The sequence below is a fragment of the Mycobacterium sp. ML4 genome, from assembly GCF_054515735.1.
In genome coordinates, this window is sequence record NZ_JBTNSY010000004.1 from 172,226 (window position 1) to 186,989 (window position 14,764).

At 67.8% G+C, this 14,764-nt stretch carries 4 protein-coding genes and 1 pseudogene; 2 read left to right on the plus strand and 3 right to left on the minus strand.

Going from position 1 to position 14,764, the window contains the following annotated elements; all coding sequences use genetic code 11:
* Window positions 1-35 precede the first annotated feature (35 nt).
* Window positions 36-1,193: an acyl-CoA dehydrogenase family protein gene (locus tag ACX9NE_RS05975; RefSeq protein WP_459360721.1), complete on the plus strand. Its 1,158-nt coding sequence runs from the start codon at window positions 36-38 to the stop codon at window positions 1,191-1,193.
* 7 nt (window positions 1,194-1,200) lie between these two features.
* Window positions 1,201-2,307, plus strand: a complete 1,107-nt coding sequence (locus tag ACX9NE_RS05980; protein WP_459360720.1) for an acyl-CoA dehydrogenase family protein — start codon at window positions 1,201-1,203, stop codon at window positions 2,305-2,307.
* A gap of 54 nt (window positions 2,308-2,361) precedes the next feature.
* On the opposite strand, the gene ACX9NE_RS05985 is transcribed toward ACX9NE_RS05980, so the two are convergent.
* The 3 genes and pseudogenes from ACX9NE_RS05985 to ACX9NE_RS05995 form a co-directional block, all read right to left on the minus strand.
* Entirely contained in the window at window positions 2,362-3,591 is a 1,230-nt protein-coding gene (locus ACX9NE_RS05985) for a GNAT family N-acetyltransferase (RefSeq protein WP_459360719.1), read from the minus strand.
* A 174-nt stretch (window positions 3,592-3,765) separates the two neighbouring features.
* A pseudogene (locus tag ACX9NE_RS05990) lies at window positions 3,766-3,975 on the minus strand (acyl carrier protein); the annotation flags it as partial.
* A gap of 21 nt (window positions 3,976-3,996) precedes the next feature.
* Window positions 3,997-14,751, minus strand: coding sequence for a type I polyketide synthase (locus ACX9NE_RS05995; protein WP_459370701.1), 10,755 nt, complete (start codon window positions 14,749-14,751; stop codon window positions 3,997-3,999).
* Window positions 14,752-14,764 lie beyond the last annotated feature (13 nt).

Sequence of the window (14,764 nt, forward strand, 5' to 3'; positions counted from 1 at the left end):
GGTGTCGGCGGTGACCCGGATACAGGAGGCTGCCGATGAAGCTGGCGCTCACGCCCGACGAAGCCGCGTTCCGCGACGAGCTGCGAACCTTCTTCACCACCAAGGTCCCGTCCGAGATCCGGGACAAGGTCCGCGAGGGTGTGCATCTGACCCGCGATGAGATCGTCGACAACCACAAGCTGCTGCACGAGCACGGGCTCGCGGTACCGAACTGGCCCGTGGAATGGGGCGGAAAAGACTGGACCCCCACCCAGTTCCAGATCTGGACCGACGAGATGCAATTGAACAGCGTCATGGAACCGCTCAACTTCAACACGAAGATGGTCGGCCCGGTGATCGCCGAGTTCGGGTCGCAGGAGACCAAGGAGCGTTTCCTGCCGCCGACGGCCAGCCTGGACATCTGGTGGTGCCAGGGCTTCTCCGAGCCCGAAGCGGGATCGGACCTGGCCTCGTTGCGTACCACCGCGGTCCGCGACGGCGACAGCTATGTCGTCAACGGGCAGAAGACATGGACGACGCTGGGCCAGTACGCCGACTGGATCTTCTGCCTGGTGCGCACCGACCCGCAGGCACCCAAGCGTCAGGCCGGCATCTCATTTCTGTTGATGTCGATGGACACCCCCGGCATCACGCTGCGGCCGATCAAGCTGATCGACGGCAGCGTCGAAGTCAACGAAGTGTTCTTCTCCGATGTCCGGGTGCCCGCCGATCAGCTTGTCGGAGAAGAGAACCAGGGTTGGACCTATGCCAAGTTCCTGCTGGGCAACGAACGCACCGGCATCGCCCAGGTGGGCCGCACCAAGGTGCGGCTCGCCGAGGTGAAGCGACACGCCGCCGAGACCGGCGTGCTGAATGACCCGCTGTTCGCCGCGCGGCTGGCCGAAGCCGAGAACGAGGTGCTGGCACTGGAACTCACTCAGGCCCGGGTGGTGTCGAGTTCTGCCGGCGGCAAACCCAACCCGGCCTCATCAGTGCTCAAGCTGCGCGGCAGTCAACTGCAACAACTCGCCACCGAGCTGCTGGTCGAGGCGGCCGGCCCCGACGCGCTGCCGGTGGGCGGAGATGCAATCGCATCCCCGCAGTGGGCGCAGTCCAGCGCTCCCACTTACCTGAACTACCGCAAGACCTCGATCTATGGCGGCAGCAACGAAGTTCAGCGCACGATCATCTCCTCGACCATTCTCGGATTGTGAGGCTGTCATGGACTTTCAGCTGAGCGAAGAGCAGACGCTGCTGCGCGACACCACCCGGGAACTGTTGTCGCGAAGCTACGATGCCGAAAGCCGCAACAAGGCGATCGACACCGATCCGGGCTGGAGCCGGGAGGTGTGGAATCAGCTGGCGGAGATCGGGATCCTGGGCCTCGGGTTCGATACCGAGGAGGCCGGGCAGATCGAGATCATGGCGGTGCTCATCGAGGTTGGACGCCGGCTGGCGCCCGAACCGATCGTGCACGCCGCGCTTGCGCCCGGTTCGTTGATCGCCGAACTCGGCAACGACGCGCAAAATGAATTGTTGGACGAGGTCGCCGCGGGGCAGCGGCTGCTGGCCTTCGCCCACCTGGAGCCGGGTCAGCGCGGTGGGTCGGTACGACCGGCCACTCACGCTGTGCAGCAAGGTGATTCGTGGACGGTCAGCGGACGCAAGAACCCGGTGCTGGCCGGTGACTGCGCCGAGACACTGGTGGTCAGCGCGGCGCTGCCGGACGGCGGAACCGGCTTGTTCCTGGTCGACGCCGAGGACGTCACGCGCACGCCGTTCCGTACTTTCGACGGTCAGCGCGGCGCCCAGATCGATCTGGATGAGGCGCCCGCCGAGCCGTTGGGCGACGCGACGGACGTTTCTCAGCCCATCGCCAATGCCATCATCCGGATCCAATCAGCGCTGTGCGCCGAGGCGATGGGCGCGATGGAGGAGGCGCTGCGGCTGACGACCGATTATCTCAAGGCGCGCAAGCAATTCGGCGTGACCCTGAACAAGTTTCAGACACTGACTCAGCGGGCCGCCGACATGTACGTGTCATTGGAAATGGCGCGCAGCATGAATCTGTACGCCGCGATGTCGATCGCTGACGGCAATTACGACCCGGTGATCGCCGCGCGCGCCAAGCTGCAGATCGGCCGCTCGGGCCGGCACATCGGACAGGAAGCAATCCAGCTGCACGGCGGTATCGGTATGACCGCCGAATACCCGGTGGGTCATTACACGGCCCGGCTCACCGCGATCGATCACACACTGGGTTCCACGCAGGATCAGTTACGGGTGCTTATCGACCACATCGGCGACTACGACCTGGCCAAGCTCTGACAATCGTGGACGCGCTGTCGGACACCCCGCGTATACCGTGACACGGAAACGGCTTTAAAACTCGAAGGCGGTCTCCGCCGGGACATCGCTGACAAACGCCGCGTCGAACCGGCCGATCAAGTCAGCGTCTGTGGTGCGTATCCGGTTCGCCGCGGCCAGCGTGGATGCCCGGTGTGCCCCCAAGTAGACGGTCCCCAAAGCGTCACGCGCCATTTCGATCTGGGCCGGCGCGTCAGTCGGCGTGCAACAGGCACGGCCGTTACGGATTTCCAGCGCGAATCTGCCCGCGCCGCTCACCGCCAGCACGGTAGAGAGATCGGCACCGTAGGTGCGCGCCTCGAGGACGGTCTGCACGTCCGCAATCCGGATCCACAAACCGTCCTGCCGCCAGGTGGTTTTGGCCAACCGCGGGTCGGTGAGCAGGAAGGGCAGCGGGTCCTGCGGATGGGTGAGGATGCTGACCCGCTCGACCGAGTCCAGCCCCAGCAGTGCCCGCCACAACCCGACTCGAGCGTCTGAAGTGACTGCCCTGAGTTCGTCGACGCGCGCCAGCTTGTGATCGACGGTGTCGACTCGGTAGATCGCATAACCGTCCGGATGGAGCAGCCCAAAAGAATTCGCTGAACCGCTCGACGCAGTCGGCCGCTGGGCCAGCAACTGTTCCCAAAGCACTTGGGGCCGCACCAACCCGCCAGGCACCAGCCGTCGCCAACGCTCGTAGATTTCTTCGAATGCGCCGACGTGCTCCGTCGGCGGGACGAGCCTGACTTTTTGGGAACCCGCGGCCGGCGCGTCGGCGTGCCACTGGACGAAGCGCCGATCGATAGTGAGCTCATGCAAGATGGTGGCAGGCCCGTAGCCGAACCGCCCATAGATCCCCCCCTCGCTCGCGTGCAGGGCGGCCAGCGGATAACCCGAATCGGCCATGCGCCGATGCAATTCGGTGCACATCGCGCGCAGCAGCCCACGTCGGCGATACGTCGGTGCAACCGCGACGAAACTCAGACCCGCGGTTGGCAGCACTGCACCGCCGGGAACCGTTAGCCGCAGATCCAGGTACACGGCCATACCGACAGCGTCATCACCGGCTCGCACCACGACAGCGCCATCGTGGGGTATCAATTTCCGCAAGCTGTTCGTCGCATCGGGTCCGATAAAGTCCGAGAAACTGTTGGCGGCGAGGAAGTACATCCGCGGCCAATCGTCATCGGCCGGGCTATGCAGCCTCAACGGTGCGGGTAACGCGGGCGTGAGCGATACGGACACAGGATCTGACTGTGGCACACCCGCCCCGCGAGTGCATCTGAATATTCCGGACTCTTGACGCCATCAGGCTTGGCGCGCATAAATGCCACCGAAGGCACGCGCGGATCCGTGTTTGCGTGCAGACCGGCGGACCGCCGGAGCATTCTTCCGCGGTCGCGCCGGGGATGGGTGATGGCCGGACCCCGAACTCGACTAGCCGGCCTCGGCCTCGGGCTCGGCCGCGGCCGGCTCGGACTGCGCGATCAGCTCAGGCAGCTGCTCGGCCAGATACTCCGCCAGTGCCCTGATGGTCGGATAGTCGAAAACCGCGGTGGCACTGATCGTCAGCTTGCCACCGAACTGCCCCAACAACCGGTTGCGCAGTTCGACCGCCATCAGTGAATCGGTTCCGAGGTCCAGGAACCGGCTCGTCGCGGCGGGCGGTTAAGCGAGTCGCAGGAAGCTCTGCACCTCCTGCTGCAGATACTCGGTCAGGAAGTCCGCCCGCTGTCCCTCCGGAACGTCGTGCAACTGGCGCAGCAGTTCGCTGTCGCCCTGGGTCGTCGCTGCAGCACTGGGCAGTACGTGGTCGAGTATCGGTGGCCGAGAACCGCCGAGCATCTTCGCCGCACGCTGCCAGTTGGCCTTGATCACGGTGGCCTGCCCGGTACCTTCGGTGACGATCTCGCCGAGCGCGCTGAGCGCGGCCGTCGGTTCCAGCGGAATCAGGCCTTGCGCACCGAGATTGACGCGCGCGGCGTGCGAGGCGGCCATCCCGCCCTTGGCCCAGGGACCCCAGTTGACGCTGGTCGCGGTCAGGCCCTGCGCGTTGCGGTCGGCGACGAGCCCGTCCAGCAGTGCATTGGCGGCGGCATAGTTGGCTTGCCCCGGCGAACCGAGAACGCTGGAGACCGAGGAGTACATGATGAAGAACTCCAGATCATCGTTCCTGGTCAACCGGTGCAGGTGCCACGCCGCAAAGGCCTTGGGCGCCAACGTCGTCCGGAATCGCCTCAGGTTCTGCTGGGGAAGCAGCCCGTCGTCGAGAAGACCCGCCAGGTGTGCCACGCCCGCCAGCGGCGGCAACTCCGCGCGGATCCGGTCGAGCAGGTCTGCGACCTGAGACTCGTCGCCTACATCGGCCCCGAAGACGTGGATCCGACACCGGTGGCGTTCGGTGATCGTGTCGATTGCTCGTTGCGCCTCCGCGTCCGGCAGGTGCCGGCCGGTCAGCACGATGTTGCCGGCGCCCAGCTGAGCAAGGTAGGACGCGGTGTGCAGACCGAGCGCACCCAGACCGCCGGTGATCAGATAGGTCCGATCAGCGCGCGGCGCAAGCGGATTGGGCATCCGCAGAACGATCTTGCCGACGTGCCGCGCCTGCTGCATGCGGCGAAACGCCGCCTTGGCCTCCGTGAGCGGATAGATCTCGGCGTGCAGCGGTTCCCACGACCCGCTGCCCAGCCCGTCGGAAACCTCGCATAGCAGGCGCTGAATGTGCTCCGGGTCCGTCATGATGGTGCCGTCCAGCGCCACGATCTCGTAGCCGATGTCCGGCCGCGCTGCCGCCATTTGTTCGGGTGTCCAGATGTCCCGCTTGGCGATCTCGGCGAATCGCCCATTGCGCGCCGTTGCCCGCACCGTCGCCTCGACGAAGCCCTCGTTGGTCAGGCTGTTGAGCACCACGTCCACTCCGGCGCCGTCGGTGTCGGCCAAAATCTGATCCGCGAAATCGGTTGTACGCGAGTCGTATACGTACTCCACACCGAGCTTGCGCAGCGCGGCACGTTTGTAGGTGCTGGCGGTGGCGAACACTGTCGCACCGCATTGACGCGCCAACTGTACTGCCGCCAGCCCGACGCCGCCGCTGGCGGCGTGGACGAGCACCCGATCCCCCGTCCGCAGCTTGGCCCAGTCGAAGGCCAGGCGTGCGGTCAGGGCTGCCGCGGGGATGCTTGCGGCGGCTATCGCGTCCAGGCCTTTGGGCACCGGCGCCACCAACTGTGCCGGCACGTTGACCCTGCTCGCGAACGCTCCCTGCATGAAACCGAAGACGCGCTGGCCGACCTCCATTCCGGTGACGTCCGAACCCAATTCGGTGACGATGCCCGAGAAGTCCCCGCCGATCGGCCCCGGGTCACCCGGGTACAGACCCAGCACGTTGAGCACATCGCGAAAGTTGAGACCGGCGGCCTCGACCCGGATCTGCACCTGGCCCGCGGCCGGAGCTGTCACGTCGGCTGGGGCCAGACGAAGGTTGTCGATAGCGCCGCGCTCGGTCGGGGCCAGGACGTAATCGGTCGCGCGGGGCACCCCCAGATGGCCGCCGCGCGCCCACGGCAGCAGCCGCGACACCAGGAACTTGCCTTGCCGCAGGGCGAGTTCGGGCTCGGCGACCGGCGAAGCCGGTGCCGCCAGCACTTGGGCGAACCATTGCACGGCGTCGTCGGACCCGTCGAGGTCCACCAGTCTGCACCGCAACGGCGGCTGCTCGGCGATGACGGTGCGCCCCAGCCCCCACAACGAGGCCTGCGCGGGGTCGACCGGCTCGCCGGGTTCGGTCGCCACGGCCCGCTCGGTGACGATCCACAGCCCGCCGGGCAGTTTCAGGTCCTGCTGCTCAAGCAGCGTGCGCAGCACGGTCAGCAGCCTGTCGACCTCGCCCTCCAGCCGCGCGGCGAATTCCGCGCTCGTCTCCTCGTTGTCCGGGCGCCGGCTGCTGCGCCACACCAGGCCGGAGATCGGCGTCCCGCGCTCCTGCGTCTGGGCGAACAGCTGCAGCCATTGCTCCGGATCGACAGACCCGTTGGCACGCAGGCACTCCGGCAGCACATCCGCCAGCTCATCGAATCCGGCGACCACCCAGGCGGCGGCGTTCCCGGTGTCGTCGGCACCGGACGCCGGCGGCGGCACCTCGTGCCAGCCGAGGGTGTACAGCAGCCGGGTGGCGTCGCCGCCGAGCCCGCGCAGCAGCGCCTCCCGGGGCGCGCGTTTGACGGTGAACTCACGAATTCCGCCCAGCTGGCGACCGTCTCGGTCCACGAAATCGAGGTCGAAGACCTGCGTTTCGCTGTCCAACCCGCCCTCGTGCCAGCGTGCGCGGCAGTAGAACCGCCGTGGCATCCGCTCGGCCAGCGACACCCGTCCGTACCGCAGCGGCAGGAACAGATCCGCGACCCCGTGTTCGGCCGCCAGCAACGCCGGGAACGCCGGGAACGCGACGCCGGTGCACAGGTCCAGCAGTACCGGATGGATCGGCTCGCTGCCGAGTTGCTCGGCGAGTTCGTCACCGATGACGACATCGCCGATCGCCTCACCGTCGCCGACCCACAACGATTTCAGCGATGTCGACCAGGTGGGACCCCACGCCAGCTCCATGTCGGCGAACGTGTCGAACAGCTGCTGCGTCTGGGCGCGGCTCAACCGCTCAATGGCCGCATCCACGGAATCCGGCTCCCCGGCTAACGGCTCATCCTCGACACCGCTGACCACGGTGCCGTCGGCGTTCAACGACCATTCCGCCTCGCGCACGCCATAGGGACGGCTATGCACCCGAAACGTCCAGCCGCCGCCGTCCTCGAGCGGATGCAGGGTGAGCTGTACCTCCCGAGAACTCTTGTCGGGCAGGATGATCGGCTCATAGAAGAAGACGTCGCGGACGTGCGCCGGCGGACCGACGGCAGCCAGCGCCATCGCCGCGTACGTCGCGCCCGGTACGACCACGGTGCCGTAGATCACGTGATCGGACAACCACGGCTGGGATTTGACCGACAACCGGCTGGTGTAGACGGCATCGCCGGATGCGAGATCCTTTGCGCTACCCAGGATCCCGGACACCACCGTCCCGTCGGTCGCGATGCCGGAGGTCCTGGGCCAGAAGGTGCGGCGCTGGAAGGGGTAGGTGGGCAGTTCGAGTCGGTGACCCGGGCGGTGATGGCGGGCGGCGAAGTTCGGCCGATGCCCGGCGACGTACGCCGCGGCCAGGGCCTCTGAGATTTGACGGCGGGCGTCGGCACCCTTGCGCAGCGACGCGATGGCGCGTGGCGCAGCGGCGTGTTCCGGCCAGACCTGCACGGCGGCCGCGGTCAGGATCGGCTGCGGCCCGATCTCCATCAACACCGAGCAACCCAGTTGCGCCACTGTCCGGACACTGTCGGCGAACTGCACCGGCTGCCGGGAATGCCGGCGCCAATATCGGCCGTCCAGTGGGGTTTCCGAGGTGAGGACCGCGCCGGTGCGGTTGCATACCAGCGGCAGCGCCGGGACGGAGAACGGCAGCCGCGCCGCGTACGCCTCGAATTCGTCGAGGACCGGCTCCAGCAGCGCCGAATGGAACGCATGGCTGGTGTCGAGCCACGTGCAGCGCACCCCGTCGTCGTTGAACGTGGCGACGATCCGTTCCAGATCGGTGCCCGGACCGGACAGCACCGTGTTCGGCCCGTTGTACGCCGCGACCGATACCCGCGGGAAACGGGCGGCCACCTCTTCCACCCGCCGCGCGTCGGCGAAGACCGCAGCCATGCGACCGCCCTCTGGCAGGCTGCCGAACAGCCGGCCGCGCTCGGCCATCAGCCGCGCGCCGTCTTCCAGGCTGAACACCCCGGCCACACACGCCGCCGCGTACTGGCCAACGCTGTGTCCGAGCACCACGTCGGGCTCGATGCCCCACGACTGCCACAGCCGGGCCAGACCCATTTCGAGCGCGAACAGTGCGGGCTGGGCAAATGAGGTGTGACGCAGGGCTTCTCCGGCATTCCGGTCGGTGCCCGATAGCACGTCCGGCAGCGGGCGCGGCAGCATGCCCTTGATCGCGTCCGCGCACCGCTGCACCGTTTCGGCGAAAACCGGCTCTGTGTCGAACAATTCGCGTGCCATACCCGGGTACTGGCTGCCCTGCCCGGTGAACAACCACGCCGTCGTCGGCGGGTCGCCGCACACCCCACGAACCACACCCGGACGCAACCGGTTTGCGGCCAGCTCGGTCAGCAGGTCGCGGGCGTCCGGTACCGTTGCACTCCCGGAATCCAAAACCAGCGCGCCCCGGTGTTCGAAATGCGAGCGTCCCACCCCCGCGGTGAAGCAGAGGTCGTCGATGTCGGTGTCCGGATGAGCATCCAGCCAGGCGGCCCACCGCTGCGCCAACGCCACCAGAGCCTGCTCCGAGCGCGCCGAGAGCGGCAACACACCGACCGAGCCGAGGGGTGCGCCGTCCTCACCGGCCGTGACGACTTCACCAGTGGGCGCCTCCTCGATCAGAACGTGCGCGTTGGTACCGGTGAACCCGAACGAACTCACACCGGCGCGGCGGGGCCGGCCGTTGGCCTGCCACGGCATCGCCTGATCGACGACCCGGACCGGTAGCGAATCCCAGGGAATATGCGGCGAGGGGTTCTCGAAGTGCAGGTTCTGCGGCAGGACCCGGTGCTGCAGGGACAGCACGATCTTGATCAGGCCGGCGACCCCGGCGGCCGACTCCAGGTGGCCGATGTTGGTCTTCACCGATCCCATCAGCAGCGGGTGGTTCGGGTCGCGGCCGGTGCCGTAGGCCGCGGCGGCGGCCTGCACTTCGATCGGGTCACCCAGCGACGTGCCGGTACCGTGCGCCTCGAGGTAATCGACGTCGCTGCCGGCGACCTGGGCCCGGGCCAGTGCTGCGGCGATAAGCCGTTGCTGCGCACCGCCGTTGGGTACCGTCAAGCCACTGGAAGCGCCGTCCTGGTTGATTGCGCTGCCCCGGATGACCGCTTGGATCCGGTCTCCGTCGCGCACCGCGTCGCTGAGCCTCTTGAGCACCAGGATGCCGCAGCCCTCGCTGCGTACATAGCCGTCCGCGGCGGCATCGAATGTCTTGCACCGCCCCTGCGGGGACAACATCCTGGCGCGTGAGGCTGCGATCAGTGATGCCGGGCTCAGCAGCACGTTCACGCCGCCGGCCAAGACCAGATCGCAGTCCCCCGAGCGCAGTGCCTGGCACGCTTCATGCACTGCCACCAGCGAGGAGCTGCAGGCGGTGTCCACCGCCACGGCCGGTCCCTCCAGCCCGAGTGCGAAGGCGACCCGGCCCGCGATGGCGTTGAGTGCGTTGCCGGTGATGAAATGCGCCTCGAGAGAGTCGACCGACTCGGCGGTCAGCAGGTGTGAATACTCGTTGGCCGCCACCCCGACGAAGATGCCGCTTCGGCTGCCGCGCAACGAAGCCGGCGAATAGCCGGCCCGTTCCAGGCCTTCCCAGGCGATTTCGAGCATCAACCGCTGCTGCGGGTCCATCCACACGGCTTCGCGCGGCGAGATCCCGAAGAACTCGGGATCGAAACCGCTGATCTCGTCCAGGTATCCCCCGCAACGGCTGTAGATCTTGCCCGGCGTCTCAGGGTCGGGGTCGAAATACTCGTCGACGTCGAAGCGGTCATCGGGGATCTCCCGGATCGCATCGACCCCGCCGGCCAACAGCTCCCAGTAGGCCTCGGGATCAGCGGCGCCCGGAAAGCGGCAGGCGACCGCGACGATCGCGATCGGCTCATCGACCGCGCTGGTCGTCACCGGGGTCGACGGTGCCGGCGTCTCGGACTTCGCGGGCACGCCGAGCCGCAGCACGTCGCTGATCAGATAATCCGCGACGTCGACCAGCCGCGGATAGTCCATCGCCAGGGTGGCCGGCAGTGCTCTACCGACCCCGTGCTCGACCCGGCGCCGCAATTCCACAGCCATCAGCGAGTCCATGCCGAGATCGAAGAATCCTGCTTCGTCGCGGATCTCGGCAGCGTCGATCCGCGTCACCTCGGCGACCACCTCGCGCAGATAGTCCACGACGAGTTTCCGGCGCCGCTGCACGGGGGCGGCGGTGAGCTGCTCGACCAGCCGGGTAGTCCCCGGCGCCGCGGTTTCCGGCATGGAGTCGGGCAGCTCGCGCTCGAGTTCCGCCAGGAACCCCCGCCTTCCGGCCTGCTGGTAGAGCGGCAAGAAGCGGGTCCAGTCGATCCGGGCCACCACGCCCTGCGGTGACGGCGCGACCAACAGCTCGGCCATCCCGGCCAGTGCATCGTGGGGCAACAGAGTCCGCACGCCGCGCCGGTTCAGCTGCGCACGGGCATCGGCATCGGCCATCCCGCCCGACTCCGACATCCAGGGACCGAAGTTGACGCTGCGGTAGCCCCGTTCGCCCAACCGCCAGGCCAACCCGTCCAGGAAGGCGTTCGCCGCGCCGTAGGCCGTCTGGCCGAAGCTGCCCCATACCGAGGCGATCGAGGAGGTGCTGATGAAGAAGTCCAGTGCGACGTCGGCCGTTGCTTCACTCAGATTCCAGGCGCCCCAAACCTTTCCGGCGAAGACGCGGTCCAACTCGGCGTCGTCCAGGGTGCGCAGCGCGGTGCTGCCGATCTCTCCCGCGGCGTGCACGATGCCGGCCAGGGGCGGCAACTCCGACTGCACGGTGGCCAGCAGACGCGCGACGTTGTGCGGGTTGGCGACGTCGGCCGCAACGGTCCGGATCTCACAACCGGTCTGCTGCTGCAGCGCATCGATGCGCCGTTGCGCCGGCGCGGCGGGTGAGCGACGGCTGACCAGCACCAGGTGCCCGGCGCCGTGCCCGGCCAGGTACGCGGCAATTTCGAGCCCGACCGACCCAAGTCCACCCGTCACCAGGTAGGTCGCGTCGGCCCGGAGCACCGGCGGTGTCGGGTTCGGCTGTCCCGCGCGCCGGACCAGACGCGCAACATACACCGCTTCGTCCCGCACGGCGACTTGGTCTTCTGTCATCCCCGAGCTGCGGGGTGGCGCCGCCGCCACATCGATCAACCGCGACCACTCCCGGGCACTGCCGGCCGACAGATCCGCCAGCCCGCCCCACACCTGGGGATGCTCGAGGGAGGCGGCCCGGCCGAAGCCCCACAGGCAGGTCTGCACCGGCGACACCGTGTCGGTATCGGTAACCCGTTGTGCGCCTGCCGTGATCAGCCAGATCGGACTGCGAAGTTCAGTGCCGGCCGCGGCGCGCAAGAGCCGCCGTGTTCCGCCCAGGACCCGGTGTTGCATCCGCAGCAGCGACCGCATCGACGGCGCGGTGTCGGATTCCAGGGCAGCGCACATCAGAATCCGAGGCACCGTGTGATCACCCGCCGCCTCGCGCAGCACCGCCTCGAGTCGTTCCTCGTCGGCATCCGACGCAGGCAGCCCGATGATCCGGTGCGCCTGCCCACGTGCCCTGAGCACGTCGATCAGGGGCGCGATCCCGTCCGGGTCGTCAGCGATGACGAGCCAGGACAGGTCGTGCGCGGTCCCGGAGCCGAACTCCGCGCCGGCCGCCTTCTCCCAGCGGATTCCGTAGCGGTCATCGGCGATGGCCTGCGTCGCGCGCTGCTGATTATGTTGCGCGGCAAGCTTTTTCAGCACATCTACGGTGTGCTGATCGCCGCCCGCGCCATCCAGCAGCGCGGCCAGTTCCTCGATGCGATCGTCCTCGAGCAGCCGGACGGCCTCGGTGCGCACGGCATCGCTGTGGCGGGCCTGATCGCTGGGCCGAGCCGCCGTGTCCCGGAACCAGTACCGACGATGCTGGAACGGGTAGGTGGGCAGGTCGAGCTTGTGCGCCGATCCGTGCACGACCGCGCCGAAGTCCGGCAGGTGTCCGACGACGTAGGCGTCGGCCAGGGCTTCGGTGATCTGTCGTTGATCACCGCCCTTGCGGCGCATCGAGGCGATCGCCCGCGGCGCGGTCGCGGGGTCGGGCCATGCACGCAGAGCCGCGGCGGTCAGCACCGGTTGCGGGCCGATCTCCAACAACACTTTGCAGCCCAGCTCGGCGAGTGTGTGCACATTCTTGGCGAATTCGACCGGTTGGCGTGCATGGCGACGCCAGTAACCCGCGTCCAGCCGCATGTTGCGGCCCACTGCGGCACCGGTGCGGTTGGACACCAGGATGCGCTGCGGGGGGCGAAAGTCGAAACGGCTTGCATACGATTCGAATTCGTCGAGCACCGGGTCCAGCAGCGCCGAGTGAAACGCATGGCTGGTGTCCAGCCAGTCGCAGCGCACACCGTCGGCGGTCAACGGGGCCACGGCCGATTCCAGATCCTGCGCCGGTCCCGACAACACGGTGTTGGCGCCGTTGTAGGCCGCCACCGAAAGACTGGGGAATCGGTCGGCAAGGCTCTCGACCCGCTCCGCGTCGGCGAACACCGCGACCATCCGTCCGCCGCGGGGCAGACTGCCGAAAAGGCGGCCGCGCTCGGCGAGTAGCACCGCGCCGTCTTCGAGGCTGAACACACCGGCGACGCAGGCCGCCGCGTACTCGCCGACGCTGTGACCGAGCACCACATCGGGTTCGAAGCCCCAGGACTGCCAGAGCCGGGCCAGGCCCATCTCCACCGCGAACAACGCGGACTGTGCGTAGGAGGTCTGCCGCAGCGCCTCTTCGCTGTCCGGTCCGTCCGTGTCGAAAATGACGTCCAGCAAGGGTCTTTCGAGCACATCGGCGGCCGCTGCCGCGCTCCGTTGCAGCGTCTCGGCGAAAAGTGGCTCGGTGTCGAACAATTCGCGGGCCATGCCGGCGAATTGGCTGCCCTGACCGGTGAACAACCATGCCGTCTTCGGGGTGTCGGCACACACACCTCGAACCAACCCCGGTGCCGGGCGGTCGTCGGCGAGCGCGCCGAGCAACTCACGAGCGGACTCGGCCGAGTTCACCACCAACGCGGCGCGGTGCTCGAAGTGGGTCCGGCCCACCCCGGCGGTGAAGCACACGTCCGACACGGTGGCTTCCGGATGCTCGTCGAGCCACGCGCGGTACTGCTCGGCGATCTTCGTCAAAGCGGCGGGCGTGCGTGCCGACAACGGGAGCACGCGCAACCGCCGGTCCCCGACATCGCTACCCCCGATCGCCTGCTGCGGCGCTTCCTCGAGGATGACGTGCGCGTTCGTCCCGGAGAACCCGAACGAGCTGACTCCCGCGATGCGCGGCCGGGTGTCGCGTTTCCAGTCGGCGGCATCCTTGAGGACCTGCACCGCTAGCCGGTCCCAGGGAATATGCGGCGACGGATGCCGGAAATTCAGGTGCCTGGGCAGCAACTCATGTTCCAGGGCAAGGATCACCTTGACGACACCGGCGATCCCCGCGGCCGCTTCCAGGTGTCCGATATTCGTCTTCACCGAGCCGATCAGCAGTGGCCGCTCCGGCACGCGGCCCTCGCCGTAGACCGCCGCGGCGGCCTGAACTTCGATCGGATCACCCAGCGACGTCCCTGTCCCGTGCGCCTCCAGATATCCGACGTCCGCCGCGGCGACTCCGGACCGCGACAGCGCCTCGGCGATGACGCGCTGCTGAGCGACGCCATTGGGCACGGTGAGACCACCCGATGCGCCGTCCTGGTTGATCGCGCTGCCCCGGATCACCGCCCGGATCCGGTCACCGTCGCGCACGGCGTCCTTGAGGCGCTTGATGACGATCACCCCGCAGCCCTCACCGCGCACATAACCGTCCGCGGCCGCGTCGAAGGTCTTGCACCGGCCGTCGGGCGCCAGCATGTGCGCCGAGGAGAACGTGATCATGGTCGCCGGACTCAGCAGCACGTTGGCACCGCCGGCCAGCGCCAGATCGCACTCACCCAGGCGGAGCGCCTGACAGGCCTGGTGAATCGCGACCAGCGACGAACTGCACGCCGTGTCCACTGTGACCGCCGGACCCTGCAGCCCCAGCCGGTAGCTGATCCGGCCCGCCGCCGCGGCCGCGGCCGTCCCGATCGCCATGTACGCCTCGATCTCGGCGTAGCTCAGCTCGTCGGAGGCCATCCCCAGGTAGTCATGGGTCGACAAGCCTATGAAAACACCGGTATTGCTGCCCGCCAGCGATGTCGGTGCGGTCCCGGAGTGCTCCACCGCACGCCACGCAGTCTCGAGCAGCAGCCGGTGCTGTGGATCCATCAACCGGGCTTCCCGCGCCGACACTCCGAAAAACGGCGCGTCGAATCCCACCACGTCGTCGACGAAACCCGCCCGGCGGGTCACCACCTTCCCCGGCGCATCAGGATCCGGGTCGAAAAACTCCTCCACATCCCAGCGATCCCGCGGTACCTCGGACACCGCGTCCCGACCCTGAACCAGCACATCCCAGAACGCGTCGGCATCGTCGGCACCCGGCAGGCGCACCGCGTAGCCAACGATCGCGAAACTCGATCCCCGCTCCGTCAGATCATCGACGGTCCCCATCAAGTTGTCCTCT

Coding starts and splice junctions, on each gene's coding strand:
- ACX9NE_RS05975 (WP_459360721.1), top strand. CDS start 36: ATGAAGCTGGCGCTCACGCCCGACGAAGCCGCGTTCCGCGACGAGCTG.
- ACX9NE_RS05995 (WP_459370701.1), bottom strand. CDS start 14,751: ATGGGGACCGTCGATGATCTGACGGAGCGGGGATCGAGTTTCGCGATC.
- ACX9NE_RS05980 (WP_459360720.1), top strand. CDS start 1,201: ATGGACTTTCAGCTGAGCGAAGAGCAGACGCTGCTGCGCGACACCACC.